Origin of the sequence: Acinetobacter sp. YH12097, assembly GCF_013419225.1 — a bacterium.
GTDB lineage: Bacteria > Pseudomonadota > Gammaproteobacteria > Pseudomonadales > Moraxellaceae > Acinetobacter > Acinetobacter amyesii.
Map to the genome: position 1 here is coordinate 61,030 of NZ_VPAN01000010.1, position 18,542 is coordinate 79,571.

The 18,542-nt window shown below is 39.8% G+C and carries 19 protein-coding genes and 1 riboswitch; of the genes, 14 read left to right on the plus strand and 5 right to left on the minus strand.

The window, feature by feature from the left end; all coding sequences use genetic code 11:
- Nucleotides 1-43: 43 nt before the first annotated feature.
- From FTU37_RS06610 to FTU37_RS06630, 5 genes are all read left to right on the plus strand, one after another.
- Nucleotides 44-1,798 (plus strand): bifunctional alpha/beta hydrolase/class I SAM-dependent methyltransferase, encoded by a 1,755-nt coding sequence (locus FTU37_RS06610; protein WP_180124034.1) that lies wholly within the window; start codon nucleotides 44-46, stop codon nucleotides 1,796-1,798.
- An 18-nt stretch (nucleotides 1,799-1,816) separates the two neighbouring features.
- A complete protein-coding gene (locus FTU37_RS06615; protein ID WP_180124035.1) occupies nucleotides 1,817-3,169 on the plus strand; it encodes a phosphatase PAP2/dual specificity phosphatase family protein in 1,353 nt (450 codons plus the stop codon).
- Nucleotides 3,166-3,594, plus strand: a complete 429-nt coding sequence (locus tag FTU37_RS06620) for a hypothetical protein (RefSeq protein WP_180109171.1) — start codon at nucleotides 3,166-3,168, stop codon at nucleotides 3,592-3,594. The genes FTU37_RS06615 and FTU37_RS06620 overlap by 4 nt, the downstream gene beginning before the upstream one ends.
- A 61-nt stretch (nucleotides 3,595-3,655) precedes the next feature.
- Complete coding sequence (locus tag FTU37_RS06625) at nucleotides 3,656-4,306, plus strand: 1-acyl-sn-glycerol-3-phosphate acyltransferase (protein ID WP_180003782.1); 651 nt, start codon at nucleotides 3,656-3,658, stop codon at nucleotides 4,304-4,306.
- Nucleotides 4,306-5,250 carry a phosphatidate cytidylyltransferase gene (locus FTU37_RS06630; protein WP_180109170.1) on the plus strand — a complete coding sequence of 315 codons (945 nt, stop codon included), beginning with the start codon at nucleotides 4,306-4,308 and terminating at the stop codon, nucleotides 5,248-5,250. The genes FTU37_RS06625 and FTU37_RS06630 overlap by 1 nt, the downstream gene beginning before the upstream one ends.
- Before the next feature lie 109 nt (nucleotides 5,251-5,359).
- Here FTU37_RS06630 and FTU37_RS06635 read toward each other — a convergent pair whose 3' ends face one another.
- The gene (locus tag FTU37_RS06635; RefSeq protein ID WP_180124036.1) at nucleotides 5,360-6,565 is read right to left on the minus strand and encodes an alkane 1-monooxygenase; all 1,206 of its coding nucleotides are present in this window, start codon (nucleotides 6,563-6,565) and stop codon (nucleotides 5,360-5,362) included.
- A gap of 181 nt (nucleotides 6,566-6,746) precedes the next feature.
- On the opposite strand from FTU37_RS06635, the gene FTU37_RS06640 reads away from it, so the two are divergent.
- The gene (locus FTU37_RS06640; protein ID WP_168378674.1) at nucleotides 6,747-7,697 is read left to right on the plus strand and encodes an AraC family transcriptional regulator; all 951 of its coding nucleotides are present in this window, start codon (nucleotides 6,747-6,749) and stop codon (nucleotides 7,695-7,697) included.
- Nucleotides 7,698-7,701: 4 nt separating this feature from the next.
- Here the strand turns inward: FTU37_RS06640 and lpxB are convergent, their stop codons facing one another.
- Nucleotides 7,702-8,874, minus strand: coding sequence for a lipid-A-disaccharide synthase (lpxB, locus tag FTU37_RS06645; protein WP_168378675.1), 1,173 nt, complete (start codon nucleotides 8,872-8,874; stop codon nucleotides 7,702-7,704).
- Between the two features lie 106 nt (nucleotides 8,875-8,980).
- Complete coding sequence (locus tag FTU37_RS06650; RefSeq protein WP_180124045.1) at nucleotides 8,981-9,955, minus strand: GlxA family transcriptional regulator; 975 nt, start codon at nucleotides 9,953-9,955, stop codon at nucleotides 8,981-8,983.
- A gap of 131 nt (nucleotides 9,956-10,086) precedes the next feature.
- Between FTU37_RS06650 and FTU37_RS06655 the strand changes: the two genes are divergently transcribed.
- The 4 genes from FTU37_RS06655 to FTU37_RS06670 all read left to right on the plus strand — a co-directional run bounded on the left by FTU37_RS06655 (nucleotide 10,087) and on the right by FTU37_RS06670 (nucleotide 14,021).
- Nucleotides 10,087-10,968 (plus strand): MBL fold metallo-hydrolase, encoded by an 882-nt coding sequence (locus FTU37_RS06655; protein ID WP_168378677.1) that lies wholly within the window; start codon nucleotides 10,087-10,089, stop codon nucleotides 10,966-10,968.
- Nucleotides 10,969-11,323: 355 nt separating this feature from the next.
- Entirely contained in the window at nucleotides 11,324-12,220 is an 897-nt protein-coding gene (locus tag FTU37_RS06660) for a sulfite exporter TauE/SafE family protein (RefSeq protein ID WP_180124037.1), read from the plus strand.
- Nucleotides 12,221-12,347: 127 nt separating this feature from the next.
- Nucleotides 12,348-13,439 carry a 3-deoxy-7-phosphoheptulonate synthase gene (locus FTU37_RS06665; RefSeq protein WP_143221612.1) on the plus strand — a complete coding sequence of 364 codons (1,092 nt, stop codon included), beginning with the start codon at nucleotides 12,348-12,350 and terminating at the stop codon, nucleotides 13,437-13,439.
- Nucleotides 13,440-13,496: 57 nt separating this feature from the next.
- Entirely contained in the window at nucleotides 13,497-14,021 is a 525-nt protein-coding gene (locus FTU37_RS06670; RefSeq protein WP_180054898.1) for a protein tyrosine phosphatase family protein, read from the plus strand.
- On the opposite strand, the gene ispF is transcribed toward FTU37_RS06670, so the two are convergent.
- Nucleotides 14,009-14,497, minus strand: a complete 489-nt coding sequence (ispF, locus tag FTU37_RS06675; protein ID WP_168378679.1) for a 2-C-methyl-D-erythritol 2,4-cyclodiphosphate synthase — start codon at nucleotides 14,495-14,497, stop codon at nucleotides 14,009-14,011. The two genes, FTU37_RS06670 and ispF, sit on opposite strands and share 13 nt — an antisense overlap.
- A gap of 100 nt (nucleotides 14,498-14,597) precedes the next feature.
- Between ispF and FTU37_RS06680 the strand changes: the two genes are divergently transcribed.
- Complete coding sequence (locus tag FTU37_RS06680) at nucleotides 14,598-15,248, plus strand: hypothetical protein (RefSeq protein ID WP_180124038.1); 651 nt, start codon at nucleotides 14,598-14,600, stop codon at nucleotides 15,246-15,248.
- A 75-nt stretch (nucleotides 15,249-15,323) separates the two neighbouring features.
- On the opposite strand, the gene FTU37_RS06685 is transcribed toward FTU37_RS06680, so the two are convergent.
- On the minus strand, nucleotides 15,324-16,565 hold the full coding sequence (locus tag FTU37_RS06685) for a D-amino acid dehydrogenase (RefSeq protein WP_180124039.1): 1,242 nt from the start codon (nucleotides 16,563-16,565) through the stop codon (nucleotides 15,324-15,326).
- 134 nt (nucleotides 16,566-16,699) lie between these two features.
- Nucleotides 16,700-16,790: riboswitch (glycine riboswitch) on the minus strand.
- A 230-nt stretch (nucleotides 16,791-17,020) separates the two neighbouring features.
- On the opposite strand from FTU37_RS06685, the gene FTU37_RS06690 reads away from it, so the two are divergent.
- The 3 genes from FTU37_RS06690 to FTU37_RS16690 all read left to right on the plus strand — a co-directional run bounded on the left by FTU37_RS06690 (nucleotide 17,021) and on the right by FTU37_RS16690 (nucleotide 18,497).
- Nucleotides 17,021-17,794 carry a hypothetical protein gene (locus tag FTU37_RS06690; protein ID WP_180124040.1) on the plus strand — a complete coding sequence of 258 codons (774 nt, stop codon included), beginning with the start codon at nucleotides 17,021-17,023 and terminating at the stop codon, nucleotides 17,792-17,794.
- A 175-nt stretch (nucleotides 17,795-17,969) separates the two neighbouring features.
- Entirely contained in the window at nucleotides 17,970-18,173 is a 204-nt protein-coding gene (locus tag FTU37_RS16685) for a hypothetical protein (protein WP_257222271.1), read from the plus strand.
- Nucleotides 18,174-18,233: 60 nt separating this feature from the next.
- Nucleotides 18,234-18,497 (plus strand): hypothetical protein, encoded by a 264-nt coding sequence (locus tag FTU37_RS16690; RefSeq protein ID WP_252725827.1) that lies wholly within the window; start codon nucleotides 18,234-18,236, stop codon nucleotides 18,495-18,497.
- Nucleotides 18,498-18,542 lie beyond the last annotated feature (45 nt).

An 18,542-nucleotide genomic window follows, 5' to 3' on the forward strand; every position in this document is an offset into this window, starting at 1 on the left:
CAGTTTAGATCGTCAGTCGATTCATTATTTTGAGAACAACACAATGTATAACAATACTCAGCATACCTTTACGAGCCATGATGGAACATCCTTGTTTTATCAACATTGGGAAAATAGCAGTTTAAAAAGCAACCGTAAGAAAAAAGCGGTGATCTTATTTCATCGTGGCCATGAACATTCGGGACGAATGGCGCATTTGGTCAATGAATTGAATTTGCCTGATTTTGATTTTTTCGCTTGGGATGCGCGAGGTCACGGTAATACTCCTGGTGAACGAGGAGATGCACCGAGCTTTTCTGCATGCGTTCAAGACATTCAATATTTTGTTCAGCATATAGAACAAAATTACCAAATTCGATCAGAAAATATAGCAATTGTAGCTCAAAGCGTTGGCGCTGTTTTAGCCGCGACATGGGTGCATGATTATGCCCCTAAAATTCGTGCTTTATGCCTTGCCTCGCCTGCATTTGACATCAAACTCTATGTGCCTTTTGCAAAACCCGGCTTAACACTCCTCAACAAATTCGCCGGCAACTTTTTTATCAATAGTTATGTCAAAGCCAAAATGTTGACGCACGATACTGCACGTGCGCAAAGTTATGAAACAGACCCGCAGATCGCTCGGGCCATATCAGTCCGGATGCTGCTGGGTCTATATGCAGCGTCAGATCGAATCGTTAAAGATGCACAAAATATTTTTGTTCCTACTCAAGTCTTATGTTCAGGATCTGACTACGTGGTGCATCAAAAACCGCAATTGGCGTTTTATCAAAAACTCCTTCATCCATTGAAGGAATTTCACGTCTTAGATGGTTTTTATCATGATACTTTGGGTGAAAAACATCGCAAAATCGCCACAGATAAAATCCATCGCTTTATTCAACAATGTTTTAAACAACCCTATTCCGCACCTAAACTTTTAGATGCAGATAAAATTGGCCCGAGCTGTGCTGTAGCAGAAACCTTAAGTTCAACGCTTCCAAAACATTCTTTAAAACATGCATTTTGGAGCTTAACCAAACAAAATTTTAAAATTGGTAGTCTCTTTTCCAAGGGCTTAAAAATTGGTGAAGAGACAGGATATGACTCTGGCAGCACCTTAGATTTTGTTTATCGAGATCAATCAGAAAGCCAAAATGCTCTTGGTAACATCATCGATCGACAGTATTTAAATGCGATCGGTTGGCGTGGTATTCGCCTTAGAAAACAAAATATTGAAGCACTATTAACGAAATATGCTTCTAAGTTACATGATGCCCAACACGCAGTACGGATTATGGATATTGCAGCGGGCCATGGCCGATATATTTTAGATGCTGTACAAAAACTGCCTGAGCATCCTGAATCCATCCTGCTTAGAGACTACAGCTCGATCAATGTACAAGCAGGTCAAGTAATGATTGAGCAAAGAGGTTTAAGCCAGATTGCCAAATTTGTAGAAGCGGATGCCTTTGATACCACATCACTAGCCAGTGTTGAACCTAAACCGACTTTAGCCGTGGTCTCAGGTTTATACGAATTATTTAGTGATAATGATTTGCTTAGACAGTCTTTAACCGGCTTAAGTCAGGCCATTGAGAAAGATGGTTATCTCATCTACACAGGTCAAATTTGGCATCCGCAACAAGAGTTTATCGCCCGTGCTCTGACCTCACATCGCCAAAGAGATGCATGGGTCATGCGTTTACGCTCACAAGCCGAGATGGATGCCTTGGTTGAGCAAGCAGGATTCAAGAAAATCGATCAAGTTATTGATGAGTTTGGTATTTTCACCGTTTCCGTTGCACAAAAAATTTAAGCTTGGACTGTCAATCTTATGCATAAACTGGATCCGGAAACAGGAACTTGGAAATACGGCCTACTGTGTTTGGCATTTCTGGCACCTTTTTTCTTCTTAAGTTATGGTTTTGCCAATCAATACGCTGCGGGTTTAGCGTCTGTACCTGTTATCGTCTTTGAATGGGAAAAATATATTCCACTTTGGCCATGGAGTATTGTGCCTTATTGGTCGATTGATCTGTTCTATGGATTGTCTTTATTACTTTGTTGGAATAAGTTTGAATTAAAACAACATGTCCTGCGACTATTTTCGGCACAAATCCTTTCAATCAGCTGCTTTTTACTTTTCCCGCTACGTTTTAGCTTTGAGCGCCCCGAACTCACAGGTTTTTTCGGGCTGTGGTTTGATGTCTTGATGGGCTTTGATAAACCGTTTAATCAAGCACCCTCTCTGCATATTGTGCTACTGGTGATTCTTTGGGATTTTTACCGTCGGCATAGCACAGGCAAACTAAAATATCTGGTAGATGGTTGGTCCTTTTTGATCGGTCTCTCAGTTCTAACCACTTGGCAGCACCATTTTATAGATATCCCAACGGGTTTATTGGTCGGTGCCTTATGTTTATGGCTATTCCCGATGGCTGGCTCTGCGCCATGGGCTAAAAATATACAGAGTCGGCTAAGCTTAAAGCACATTAAAATCGGCATCCTTTATCTGTTTGCTGCCTTATTTTGTAGCGCAATCGCACATGCAAAAGGTTGGTGGCTTTGGCTGCTCTATCCTGCAAGCAGTCTGCTTTTAGTTGCGTTTGCATATTTATTCAATCGACCCCATTTTTTTCAAAAACTCAGTCATGGTGATATGACCATTGCTGCAAAAATATTGTTTGCGCCTTACTTTGTATTTGCTTGGATCAATAGCCGAATCTGGACTTATCGCCATCCTGAAGATTCTAAAATCATCAAAATCAATCAGAGTTATATTTATTTAGGTCGCTATCCGTCCAAACACGTCATGCAGCAATATGATGCTTTACTCGATTGTTGCGCAGAATTACCCACTTATCCAAAATGCTCCTATGCTCAAAACTTGAGTTTAGACCTGATTCCTTTACAGGCCAATCAGCTACATAATGCTGTAGAGTCTTTAGAACTATTCTTGAAATCTAATAACAATGATGAAGCACAAAACATCTTGGTCTTCTGTGCTTTGGGATATTCACGAAGTAGTGCTGTAGTTGCCGCATTATTATTGAAACAACATCCTGAATATTCAGTCGAAGATGTTTTACGGATTATTCGCCATAACCGTCCTTGGGTTGTGCTTAAAACACCGCAAATAAAACATTTAAATACTTATCGTTTAAAACTTAAAGGACTTGCACCATGAATTTACAACTTGTGGTGCTATCAAAGTTGTTACAATCCACCACTGGATTGCTCATTTCAGCTTATGTAGCAGCGATCCTCACGCTCTGGCTCATTATCCAGTTTGGTAATGTGATGCTATTCGATTTGCTATATTTATTAATTTGTCTAGTTTTGCTCGGAATACAACATTATTTAAGCCTGAGAATCAAATTTGATTCGGCACTTTTAGCCACTGTCGCTGAATACAGCCAAACTCAAAACCTTGAACAAACCACCAAGGAGCTGGACTTAAGTTTAATCAACTTAAAATTAATGCCTACAAATAAATGTGGCCGCGCATGGGAACTACGTGAGTTAGGTTGTCTGGCTTTATTTAAATGGCAGATCTTTGTGCTTTGCTTGCAATACATCGCATTCATCTGCATATTTTTACTGTATAAATAATTCACAATAATTTGAAGCCATGCCAAATCCATTAGACACTTCAAGGAATGCTCACTCACCAATGAAAGGTAATTTTTTAAGCCGTTCAATTGCTCGCTATATTGCCTTTCTCACTCGTCGTGGTGCGCGGCTGCTCACGGGCGCGCGGAGTCTGTGGGTCGGGTGCAAACCGGTTATGAAACAGCGTATTTATTATGCAAATCATAATAGCCATATCGACTTTATTTTGCTTTGGTCATCACTGCCGACAGATCTCAGACGGAAGACGCGTCCTGTAGCGGCTTCGGATTATTGGTTAAAAGATGGCTTTCGGCGTTTTCTCATTCAAGACACGTTTACTGGTGTCACTATTCAGCGAAATCGAGAGCAAAATCAAGATCCCTTAGAACCGATCAAAATCGTATTAGCGCAAGGTGACTCGATTATTTTCTTTCCTGAAGGTACTCGAAATTTAAATGATGACGTTGAATTATTAGAGTTTAAAAGCGGCTTATTTCATCTCAAAAATCAATTTCCAGATGTTGAAATCGTACCGGTATGGATCTCAAATTTAAAACGTGTCATGCCTAAAGGCGCGCTTATACCATTGCCATTATTATCTACCGTTATTTTTGGCAAACCTTTAGAAGCACATAATGCACACAGTAAAACTGAGTTTTTAAACTACGCTCAAGAAGAACTACTCAAATTAAAAGCATTGGAGTATCAATAATGGAATTCACCAATGCGCAAATGACCTATGTATTATTTGGTATCTTTGCAGTTATTTTGATTATTGCCTCAACCATTGGCTCAATACTAAAATTTAAAGCGGGTTATGCACCTGCACCGGTCATCGACAATTTAAATGCGCGGATCAATGCATGGTGGGTCATGTTGTTGGTACTTGGTGTAGCAATTTCATTAGGTAAAATCGCCTTTGTGATCCTGTTTGCATTGATTTCACTCTTTGCTTTACGTGAATTTATTAGTTTACTCCCGACCCGTCGCGGTGATTATCTTCCTTTGCTGATCGCTTTTTATTTTGTCATCCCTTACCAGTATTACTTGGTGTATATCGACTGGTACGGGCTATATTCTATTTTTATTCCGCTGTATGTGTTTCTTCTTATCCCTATCGCTACACTCAAAGCTGAAGATACCACGCGATTTTTGGAGCGTAGCTCAAAAATTCAATGGGGACTGATGATCAGCGTATTCTGTATTTCGCATGTACCTGCGCTATTAAACCTCAAACTTCCCGGATTTGAAGGTGAAAAAATTTGGCTAGCGATCTGGCTGATCATGGTGGTACAAGCCTCCGATGTCTTGCAATATGTCTGTGGCAAGCTATTTGGAAAACACAAAGTCGCACCGATACTTTCACCATCTAAGACCGTTGAAGGATTAATCGGAGGCATTGCTTTAGCCACTACACTAGGCGTGGCTATGTCATGGCTTACACCCTTTAGTTATCTACAGGCTGCATGTATTGGCTTTATTGTTTGTATATTCGGTTTCTTTGGTGGTCTGGTCATGTCAGCCATTAAACGTGATCGTGGTGTAAAAGATTGGGGACAACTCATCCAAGGCCATGGTGGCATGCTCGACCGAATTGATTCAATCTGCTTTTCTGCACCGATTTTTTTCCACATTTTGCGCTATTGGTGGTCTTAAACAGCGTCCCATTGAAAACAATCATTTTTAGATTTTGAAGTTTTAAAATTAAGCACAATAAAGAATCCCAAGCAAACAAGCTTGGGATTCTTCTCATTAGGTATTCGATTTAAACGTCTGAAACTGCAAACTTTTTAAAAATACTTGCACGACGTTTAGGATGAATATTGGCTTTAGTTAAATCACCTTGATAGTGATCATAGACACGTTTATCCATCATCTTAAACCATATAGAGGGTACTAAAGCAGGAATTAGCATAGTGGCATAGCCGCTAGGCAACTCTGGGGCTTCATCAAAATGTCTTAATGCCTGAAATGGACGAGTCGGATAAGCATGATGGTCTGAATGTCGTTGTAATTGATACAAAAATAGATTGGTCACAATATTATTGTTATTCCAACTATGTTCAGGCATGGTACGCGCATAGCTTCCATCCACTTTTTGCTCACGTTTCAGGCCATAATGTTCAATATAATTAATAATTTCAAAAAGGCTGATTCCATACAAGGCCTGTGTAACTAAATACGGTGTCACGCCTTTACCAAACATTTTCAGCATCGCGGTATGAAAACCAGCACTCATCGCCCAACCATGAAACAGCTCATTGTCCTTCGAAAAGAAACTTAAACCTTTACGTTTTAAGCGTTGTTTCTCAATCTGCACCGCCGATTTAATTCCACCAAATACAGTGCGTGGCCAAAACTCATAAAAGGTTTCGCCCATTTTTGAGGATGCAGGATCTTCAGGTGTTGCCGCACGTTTATGGTGTCCATAAGGATGTTCAATGCGGAAATGGCTATAACCCAAAGGTGCGAGCGTCGCATGTGCCCAGTAATGGTCTTTTTTATGAGGTCGATGGCAGAGTTCATGTGCTGTATTTACACCGACGCCATTGATGGCACCCATCGAAATCCCAAGTAGAACTTGATCTAATAATGAAACATCTTTACGGGTAACCACATAGCCAGCAAAAGCATTCGCTGCCATTTGCAGTGGAATAAATAATTTGACGATCCGATCATAATAGGGATCATTCACTAAAACTTTGATGTCATCATCTGTCGGGTTATTGGCATCATCACCGATCAGTGCATCTAGTGCAGGAATAATGACATGCAGTAGAAGCGGCCCGCCCATGGCAAATAGTTTTTTTGTCGGTTTGGGACCAAAATGATAACCCGCCAAGATCCCCATACCAATGACTGGTAAACCTGGACTCAATAGCCAACCATAACGTTTTTTATCTAAAACACTACCGATTTTACTTTCTAACTGAGCGAGCTGCTGTTCATTTAATTTTACTGGTGCATTCATGCGCTAGACTTCCTTAATTACTTCTTCTGTGTTTATATTCGTAAAATATGGGCAGCCAGAACAGTTTTAAGCGTCCAAAAAAACTATGCTATCGTCTTTGGCATTTAAGGATAAATGTTGACCTTTAAGCACATAGTGACCATCTATAAATACAAAATTAATATGAGTAAATATTTGAAATATGGATGCTTTAAGTAAAATTTTTGATGATATTCATCTCCATCGATCTGAATATATTTATTTGAAATCACAGCATCCTTGGGCTTTTCATTTTCAAGATCACAATGCCATGGTTGCGTATGTAGTGATTCAAGGTCAGTGTGTTGTACATATAGATCAAGAGCAGGTCTTACTTGAAGCTGGCGATCTTTGCCTTATTCCGTCAGGGCAAAACCACCACTGCAAATCTATACAGTCTGATATCTTGGTCGAATCAGTGAACATCACACCACTGTTTCAAGAGCAACGAAATAAAACCATTGATTTAAATTCTGCCGAATCTCATGAAGCAGAAGAATTGTTTGTACTAGCGATCCGTGGGCATGTCGACAGCATTATGGCAAAGCCCTTAGTGAATGCACTCCCCACGCTGTTACATACACCACATATCATGAGCAGTACCACACCGGAATGGTTGCAAATTGGCTTACATTTTCTGGCAGTTGAAGCGCATCAGATCCGTCCAGGCCGCGACAAAATTTTGGATCATTTGGTGAGTATTTTATTTATCGAATGTGTGCGTGATTATATTGCAGCCTTGTCAGATTCAAGCAGTTGGTTGCATGCCTTGAGTCATCCTGAATTATCCAACGCTTTGGCCGCGATTCATGAACAACCACAGCATGCTTGGACCGTCGAAAGCTTGGCAGAACAATGTTGCATGTCACGTTCTAAATTTGCCAGTTTATTCACTCAAATGCTCGGTGAATCTCCACTCGCCTATTTGCAGCAACATCGTTTGCGACTGGCAACACAGCACTTACAAATGGGGCAACTGACTATTCAGCAAATTGCCCATCGTATAGGTTACTCATCTGAAACGGCATTTAGCCAAACTTTTAAAAAGTTTTATGATCTCACACCGAGCCAGTATCGACAGCAGCATCAGCTCGCAAAAACTGAGTCATCTTAAAGGTTTAATCTAAAAGCTTTAAAATCGCTTCCACAGGGTTTTCACTGTTGCCTGAAAGCAGTTGTTTATGCATGGTGATGTGCTGCATCACTTGAACTTGCGATTTTTCAACATCCATCAAGCTTTCAATTTCTGCTGCTAATTTTTCAGGTGTTGCATCATGTTGAATAAGTTCCTGAATCACCTTTTTGCCCGCAATAATATTTGGCAATGAATAATACGGAATTTTGATCAGTAATTTCACCACATGGTAGGTCAGCCAATTTAACTTATAAAAGGTCACCATTGGGCGGTGTAAAAGCATCGCTTCTAAGGTTGCTGTACCAGATGCCAAAGCGACAATATTCGATGCGTTCATCACCTGACGGCCAATTTTAGATTCGGTATCGGTGTTTTCCATCAAGCGAACTTTGGCTTGTAATGCTTCAGGGTACTGCTTGAGCAATAATTCGATTTGCTGTTTACGTGCATCATTGATTGCAGGAATCAGGAACACATAGTCTGGATGCTGCTCCGTCAATATCTGTGCGGCGGACAGTACCAAAGGCCCTAAGCGCTCAATTTCACCACGACGGCTGCCCGGAAGTAATGCAATGTGTTTTTGATGCTCATCTAAGTCTAACTCGTGTTTAGCCGCAGCGAGTGGATTATCTAAAGGCAACTGACTTGCCAATGGATGTCCGACAAATGCAGCGGGAACTTGCCATTTTTGGAAAAACGCTTTTTCGAAAGGAAATAAACAAAGGACTAAATCGATACTCGCCTTGATGCCATGCACACGGCCTTGGCGCCACGCCCACACTGAAGGGCTAACATATTGCACTGTTTTAATTGGTAGCTGTTTTTGCTTCAAGCTCTTAGATAAACGTAAATTAAAATCCGGTGCATCAATCCCCACAAAAACATCGACAGGGTTTTCAGTCCATTTTTCAACCAGACCATCGCGTACAGCAAAGAGTTTTTTAATATCTTTTAAGACCTCAACAATCCCCATTACCGATAAAATATCCATCGGATAATAGCTATTAAAACCTTCTGCAATCATTTGCGGACCGCCGATGCCTTCAAATTCCGCATCAATCCCTTGCTCTCGAAAACTGCGGATAAGCTTGGCGCCTAATGTATCCCCGGATACTTCCCCAACCACGATGCCAATTTTAAGTTTCCGATTTTGCAAAAGTCTGTCCTTTTAACTCAATGTTCTTTAGCTATAGATTCTATACGAGTCCTTCGCAAAGTTAATAGATTTCCTGAAAAAAGCTGCACGGTTTTAATTCACCATTTTAAGAATATTCATCACTGCTACTTAGCTGCTGATTAAAATTTTTCCGCCAATGGTTCGGATTTGTGCCGTATTTATTCTTAAACAATTTACGAAATAGCACTGCTGTATTAAAACCTGCACTTTCCGCAATTTTATCAATCGAATAATCTGTCACTTCAAGCAATTCAGCCGCATATCGCAGTCTTTCATTATTTAACCAAGTGACAATAGGCAGCCCTGTTGCATGTTTAAAATGTCTGGTCAGTGTCCTTCTACTCATATTGGAATAAACGGCAAGTTCTTCAATAGTGTGCGGTTTCGACAGGTTATGCCGTAAATAATCGAGTAAACGATTGATCTCCGTATCGTAAGTCATTGTAGAAATCGGCTGTTCAATAAATTGCGCCTGTCCGCCCTCACGATGGGTTGGAATTACCATCAATCTCGATATTTTATTGGCAATTTTTGCCCCGTAGATTTCCCCGACTATGTATAAACAACAATCTAAAGCAGCCCCCGTACCTGCGGAAGTAATGATGCCTGCATCTTCAATATATAAAGCATCTTTATCTAAGTTCACACATGGAAATTTTTGCTTAAAATCGGCACTGCCAGCCCAATGTGTCGTGACCTGTTTGTGGTCAAGTAACCCAGCATACGCCAATGGATATGCGCCATAGCACAGGCCTGCAATCTTGATTCCCTTTTCATGTACCTTTTGTAAGGCTGTCATCAGCTCATGATCTGGCTTTTGATGGATATCATCCCAGCCCGGGATAATTACAAGGTTAGCATCAAGCATCTGCTCTAAGCCGCCATCAGCCTGAATCATGACCGTCTTTTCAGTACTGATGGGCATTCCATCAACCGAAAACGTCGTTACTTCAAATAATTTCTGTCCCTCTATTTCAATATTGAATATGGTTTGCGGGACTGAAAAATGAAACAGCGGAATATTTGGATATATAAACAACGCAATTTTAGGTATAGACATCACGTGGCTATTCATAAATAAAGCCATTATACCATTTGGCCTAATAGTTTCTATTTATGTCTTTAAGGACAATATATTTAAAGCATTTATTTCCCAATAATAAAGTCATCTTTGTTATACGAATGCTTTTTATGAAAACATTTTTAAGCTATACGTTTTTAGCGACTGCTTTGGTTATCGGCTCTGCTTCGGCATGGGCAAATCAAGACAAAGTCCGTGATATTTCTAAAATCACTCAAGTTCAAGAAATACGCAATGCGACGGTCAAAATCAGCTATACAGATACGACCTTTTTAGTAGATCCGATGTTTGCACCCAAAGGGTTCTATGAAGGGTTTCCAAATACACATCGGAGTTATTTACGTAATCCATTGGTGGATTTACCGCTTAAAGCCGAAACCATTTTGGCGAATGTCGATGCCGTGATCATTACCCATACTCATCTCGACCATTGGGATGATGCTGCGCAAGCGGCGATTCCTAAAACGCTGCCGATCTTTGTCCAAAACAGTCAAGATCAAAAGACCATCCAATCCCAAGGCTTTAAAGATGTACGCGTATTAACGAAAACCACATTTAAAGGCGTGACGTTAACCAAAACTGGTGGACAACACGGTACGGATGCAATGTATCGTGTCCCGGAGCTGAAAAAAGGCTTAGGTGAAGCCATGGGGATCATTTTTGAAGCCTCAGGACATGAAACCATTTATTTGGCGGGTGACACGATATGGCGCCCTGAAGTGGATCAAGCCATTCAAAGCTCCCAACCTGATGTGATTATTTTGAATACAGGCAACGCCTTAGTCGATGGATTTAAAGAGTCGATTATTATGGGCAAAGAAGACACCTTACGCGCTGTGCAACAATCACCGAAAGCTAAAATTGTCGCTGTGCATATGGACGCCATTAACCACATGTCGTTAACGCGTGAACAACTGGCAGCCTATGTAAAAGCTCAAAATATTCAGGATAAAGTGTTGATTCCTTTAGATGGCGAAACCTTATCTTTTTAAGGCATATTAGTCTTTGCAGCAGTGGACTTTATGTTCACTGCTGCATATATCGATAAATATCAAATCGAAAGCTAGGATGATAAAACTTAGTGTGTTTTGAGTGATTGGAAATCCACTTCAGATATTCAAAGCCTTGTATTCAAAATATATGATTTCACTGCAGCATAATCTCCATTTGAACTATTAACTACTTGAGAAAACCATAATCAATAACTTAGCTTAGAAATAATTCATTTATTTCAAAATTAAAATCATTCTTTATCTATTTTTTTCACAAGCAAATCACTAATCGAGACAACGACTTATATCAATTAGTCATAAGATATGCACGTTTTTTGATATTTGGCATTCAGCGATGGTCGGTCCTTTAGAGTTCATTCTGGCAGGTGTAATTGTAGGTTTCTGCGTAGGTATTACCGGTGTTGGCGGTGGTTCATTGATGACCCCGATCCTGATTAGCCTGTATAAAATTGAACCTCATATTGCGATTGGCACAGACTTACTATATGCCGCAATTTCAAAATTTTGTGGTTCTTTAGTTCATGCACGTAAAATGAATATCGTATGGACCATTGTTATTTGGCTTGCTGTCGGCAGTATCCCTGCGTCTTTTGCGACCCATTGGGTCCTTGAAAACTATCTGAGCCAATCGACACATTACAAAACCGTATTAACCATGTTTTTGGGTTTTATGCTGACGATTACTGGGATCTCAATTATTTTCCGTGGTCATATTGAAAAATTCTTTAATAAATTTCGAAAAACTGATCAGTTAGATGATATGAGTGCTGATCTGGAGCGTATCAATTTCCAAGCAAAAAATAAGCGTGCATATATCATCATCATGGGCATTATTTTAGGCGTATTCGTTACCCTATCGTCTGTTGGTGCAGGTGCCTTCGGTATTATGGCCTTGGTGCTCATGTTCCCGAACTTACCGATGATTCGTATTATTGGTTCTGACGTCGTACATGCCGTGCTTCTTACACTGGTTGCAGGCTTGGGTCATATGAGCTCAGGTAATGTCGATTTTCATTTATTGGGTTGGTTATTGGTGGGTTCTATTCCTGCAATTGTGGTCGGAACTTTAATCAGCTCACGTTTACCTGAAAAAGTCATTCGTAAAGTCTTAGGCATTACCTTGTTTGTTTTAGGCATGAATTTCATTATTAATCCAGTAAAATCAAAACCTGTTAAAAAACCAACAACTGCAATGTTGATCGCACCGACAGTGAATAGTCAGCAGGTTTAAATTAACTGCCCGATTCATCACTTTTTTTTCAGAGACTTATTGATCTTTTTTATAACATTTGAATGCTATATTCATGTTATATTCGGCTCACGAAACAACCTTTTGTATAATCAAACCAGTGACGGCAATGAATACTTTACAGTCAAATTCTATTACCCAAAACGACATTGATGACGTGAATGTAAAAAGCATTCAGCCTCTTGTTACTCCTGCAGAACTAAAAAAAGAGCTACCTCTGACTGAAACTGCCTATCAAACAGTCCTTAAGGGCCGTGAAACTGTACGTAATATTTTAGATGGAAATGACAAACGTCTTTTTGTTGTCATTGGTCCATGTTCAATTCACGACACAGTCGCTGCACATGATTATGCTGACCGTTTAAAAGTTTTAAGCGACAAAATCCAAGATACGATCTATGTCGTGATGCGAGTGTATTTTGAAAAACCACGTACCACTGTGGGTTGGAAAGGTCTAATTAATGACCCAGACATGAACGACTCTTTCAACATCGAAAAAGGCTTACGTATTGGTCGTAAACTTTTACTTGAATTGAATGAAAAAGGTTTGCCTTGTGCAACTGAAGCGCTCGATCCAAACTCACCACAGTACTACCAAGATCTTATTTCTTGGTCAGCGATTGGTGCGCGTACCACTGAAAGCCAAACACATCGTGAAATGTCTTCTGGCCTTTCTTCACCAGTTGGCTTTAAAAATGGTACAGATGGCGGTTTAACCGTTGCGACCAATGCCATGCAATCTGTTAAACATGGTCATAGCTTCTTGGGCTTAAGCGACCAAGGTCAAGTTTCAGTTATTCGTACCAGTGGTAACCCTTATGCACACGTTGTACTTCGTGGCGGTAACGGTAAACCAAACTACGACGCAGGTTCTGTTGCAGATGCCGAAGCGGCATTAGCCAAAGCAAAAGTTAGTGGCAAAATCATGATTGATACCAGTCATGCAAACTCAAACAAAGACCCGTACTTACAACCCCTTGTTCTGAAAAATATTACTGAACAAATCCTTGACGGAAACAAGTCAATCGTGGGTATTATGGTAGAAAGTCACTTAAAAGGTGGTCGTCAGGATATTCCTGCCAACCTCTGTGACCTCGAATATGGTAAATCAGTGACTGATGGCTGTATCGATTGGGATACGACTGAAAAAGTCTTGTTAGAGATGCATGAAGCACTTAAAGACGTGTTACCGACACGCTAAGTGAATGAAAAACGCCATCTTCAAGATGGCGTTTTACTTTGAAGGATTATTTGTCAGATGAATGAAATCGAAAATGCGTTAAGTCACATTGAAAACTTCCAATATATACATGAACACTTATTAACGTCAGGACAACCATCTCCTTCTGAGCTTCAAACGATCAAAGAATATGGTGTTTCAACGGTTATTAATTTAGCACTGACCGATGCATCCAATCATATCGAGCATGAAGACCGCATTTGCCTAGATCTAGGCCTGAACTACATTCAAGTTCCGATCTCTTGGGATACCCCTTCAGATGATCAATGCCTTTTAGTACTCGATATGATTGACCATTTGGTTCAAGGTCAAACGGTTTGGCTACACTGTGCGAAAAACTTCCGTGTCAGCAGTTTGATGTATTTATATCGTCAATACTATATGGATGTTGATATGCCAAAGGCTCAAGATTTGATGCATCAAATTTGGAAACCCAATGAAACATGGACAGGTTTAATCCATGCGGTTGCCTTACAACTTCAAGGCCGTAAAGCAACTCAAGATTTACAACATGCACTGATCCATCCAGATCATTTTGCGTGAGAAATCAGTACTGTTGCAGTAGAAAGAATACCTTCTTGGCGACCAGTAAACCCTAATTTTTCGGTGGTGGTCGCTTTGATGCTAATTTGTGTAACTTCAACATCCATAACATCTGCGATACTTTGACGCATTTCTAAATTATGTTTTGCTAGTTTAGGGCGCTCACAAGCCACGGTAATATCAGCATTATTAAGTACATATCCACGATCTAAAATCAGTTGGTAGACGTGTTTTAAAAGTACTCGACTATCGGCACCTTTAAATTTTGGATCTGTATCTGGAAAATGCTGACCAATATCTCCAAGTGCCAAAGCACCTAATAATGCATCACAAAGCGCATGCAGTACCACATCACCATCTGAATGTGCTTTGAGTCCATGTGTATGTGGAATTTGAACACCAGCAAGCGTTACAAAGTCACCTTCTTCAAATGCATGCACATCCATGCCCTGACCGATACGAATTTGAGCTATCATGCTTGAGTTCCTTGAGAAAATAATGATTGAAATCTTGTATTCACGCTTTCTATTTCGCTATAGTGTGGGCAAGCGCAACATAGTGAAAGTATAAGCGATCATGCTGTTGAAAACTGAAATAAATATCATCAAAAAATTCGGACTGGTTCTGCTAATAGGTTCTGGCCTAGCGACGTTTACGCATGCAGAAAAGATTGACTGTGATCAGGCCAATACTCAGGCAAAAAAAAATTACTGTTCTGACGGTTTTGAAGAACAACGTGAAAAGCTAGATGGGCTTTTTTTAACGGCACAGTTGATTACCGATGCCCCAGTACGCTTGCTGATAGATACGCAAAAATTATGGTATAGCCGAGTTCAGCAATGCAAAAACTTGGATTGTTTCAAACAACAATTTGAGCTTCGCCATGAAGATTTGAATATTTATACCTCGATGAACCAAAGTTTAACGCAGCATTATCTTAAATTTGAAAATGGCCATTTTGCGACATCACCTGTACATTTAAAGGTGCATCAACTAGGCAAAAACAGCATCAAAATAGAAGGCATTGCCTATCGTAATCCGAACAATCGAGTTGAAACACAAACCATTCCCTTTTTAGCCTACACAACACCCGAACAAAAAAATCAAATCACAGATAATGAACACGACTGCAAATATCAGTTCAATTACAGTAAAGCCTTACTCTCAGTAAAAACTGAACAAAAAGGCTGTGAACGTTTTGCAGGGATTTATCGTTTATATGATTAAGATCAAATTCGAATGACTTAGAAACATACAAAAAAGCCTCAACGTTGAGGCTTTTGGGTGTCTAAAATATATCAGTTAAATCGGATGTGTTTGCTGCACTTGCTGGCTAATCATTGCAGCTGTTGCCGCAGATAAGGTCCATCCAAGATGACCATGCCCTGTATTATAAAAAATATGATCACGCTTACCTGCATGCACCACAGGCATCATATTGGGCATCATTGGTCGTAAACCCGCCCACGGCACCACATGTTCTGTAGAGAGATTAAAGTTACGATTTGACCAATCAATTAAGGGCTGAATGCGATCTGCACGAATGTCTCGGTTATAGCCATTAAACTCTGCCGTGCCTGCAACACGTAGTCGATTTGCACCTAAGCGTGAAGTCACAATTTTGGCACTTTCATCCAACAGACTCACCCAAGGCGCATTGGTCTGACTTTGTTCATCATTTAAGTTTATGGTAATTGAATATCCTTTGACTGGATAGACATTTACACGGTCACCGAGTTTATGCGCAAGTTCATAACTGCCTACACCACCACAGACCACCACAGCATCTGCCTCAAGTAAGGTATTTGCATCAGGATGTTCCATATTTTCATCACTGGCTTTTAACTGAACATTGACACCTTTTGCATGATGTTCAAAGTCAGTCACCTCAAAGCCCCACATATATTTCACATCAAAGCGTTCTGTTGCTTTGGCAAGCTGCGTCGTAAATTTATGGATGTCGCCCGTGGCGTCCCCTGGGCAATAAAATCCACCATAGTATTCACCTGTCAGACTAGGCTCAATGTCACGGATTTCAGCTAATGTCACAGGATGACGCTCTAAGCCACCCTCACAGAGCATATTATTAACTTGAGTCGCCACCTCATAATCATGTTGATTATGAAAGAAATGTAAAATGCCGCGTTTTTCTAAATCAAACTGCAAGTTTTCATGCTCAGCAATTTCAAATAAACGCTGACGTGCCATCAATGCAAGACGGACGGTCTCGTGAGTATTTTCACGATAATCTTTAATATGCCCCATAAACTCAAAGAGCCATGAATATTTATGTAGGTTAAAACTTGGATTTAATAATAATGGTGCCGATTTTTGCGACATCCATTTGATGCCTTTCACCACCGTTGCTTTTTGGTTCCACACCTCAGCATTACACGCTGATAATTGACCACCATTGGCAAACGACGTTTCCATCGCAGGATAAAGATGTTTATCGACCACAGTGACACGATAACCGAGTAATCCGAGTTCGTAAGCTGTCGTTACCCCAGTAATACCTGCACCAATCACAACAATATGACACATATAGGCTCCTTGGAAATTATATTTCCTATGTTCGCCCCATCTGTCATTGGTACCTGAGAGCTTTGGTTCCTTGCGAAGCAATGTGAACCTTCCCCTTCGGTGAGTAGGTCTAGCCTACTTCTCTCCAGATTTTTTATATGATTACAGTCCTTTTGCCTGAGAGTTTCCTGGGGGAACTTGCTCCTTCGGCGAGCACAATCTGTGCTTCTCTCCTGCAATCATCCATTCGTTTTTATTCGGCATTCATCTTGGTATTGCCTTAGTTAGATATGAGCAATATTTGTACCAAATCTCAAGTCCTATTTGGGTCAATATTGTTAAATATTATTTTTATATCGATTTAAGTTGTTAGGCTAAGTATTTCGACTCAATTTTTTCTACACCTAAATACTTCATCTTTAAAATAAAGGGTTAAAATATTGAATGAATTTTATATCTAGAAAGATTGAAGTTTTATGTCCAATTCAGCACTTTTCTCTCGCTTTGCATCTGTAATCAAAACACATTCTATTGAAGAATTAACCCAAAGTGATTTACTCCTTCTTAAGACTCTGGGAACTATTCAAAGCTTTTATGCACCATTTGAGGCCATAAATCATGATGCAAAAGTGGTCGTTGTCGGCATCTGCCCAGGCCAACAACAATGGCGTAATGCATTAATTGCAGCGAAGGACGGCTTAGAGCAGCATTTATCTGAGGAAAACATTCTTAAACTTGCAAAAAATAGTGGTGCTTTTAGCGGCCCTATTCGTAAAAATTTAACTCAACTGCTAGATCATATTGGATTACACAATCAATTAGGCATACAGACCACTGCAGAGCTATTTAGCAATCATCAAGATATGGTGCAAATGTGTTCAGTTTTACAGCAATGCATTTTGATCAATGGAAAAAATTATGCAGGTTCAACGCCCGCAATGCTAAAAAATGAATTATTAAAACAACATATTGATGATTATTTTATTCCTATGGTTCAACAGCTTCCGAACGCAATTTACATCCCGCTAGGCAAAAGTGTAGATGAGGTTTTAAATTATGTAAGCAGCTTAGGCTATTTAAATGATCAGCAGATTCTAGCGGGACTTCCCCATCCATCGGGTGCGAATGCTGAACGGATCAAATATTTTTTAGGCGAAAAACCACGTGACCAATTGTCTCGACAAACCAATCCCGAGCAGATTGATAGCGCAAAATCACAGATCTTACTTAAGTTATCTAAATTTCAATGAAATAAGATTTACATCACTTAATAATATTTTTTATTTGAATATCGACCACTTATATCAAAGCAGTGCTCAAACAAAACTAGAAAAGTGTGATGTATTTTACTTTTTTGTTTTTTCTGTGTGAATATGCGCCAAAATAAATATTGCTTATAAAAATAACGCTAACATGGAAAAACACATGAAAAATTATTTAGTTCTAGGATTTACACTCCTACTACTCACAGGTTGTATTACCGTACCTAAAAATAAACCTGAAACCAGAACATTAAAGCTGAATGGTGTGAATACCGTTGAAAACAGTAACGTAATCCAACGAACCATTACTCGAGGTCAATTACTGTGTGAAACTGGACAAAAATGTCCTGAACTTGCAATTGATTAGCAAAAGAATAAAGGTGAGTATGCACTTTCACTGCATTCTTATGATCAACAGCAGCTTGATATGAATGAAATATCTTTTGTGATCGACGGCAAAGTATTGTCTTATCCTGCAATAGGTCAAACAAATTATCGTCGCTTAGATAATTCAAATGTGATTGATTCTTCTAATACCGTGATGATCCCAGATACTGTGCTTAAACAATTCTGTGACGCAAAAGATATTGCGGTTATTATGAATACCAACCAAGGTGAAATCGCACACTATATGCTAAAAAACCAAAAATCATCAGATGCCTACCGACTATTTTTACGTGCTTACTCTTAAGCCCAAATAGTCTAAAATCAAAATCCCAAAAGTTAGTGTATGTTT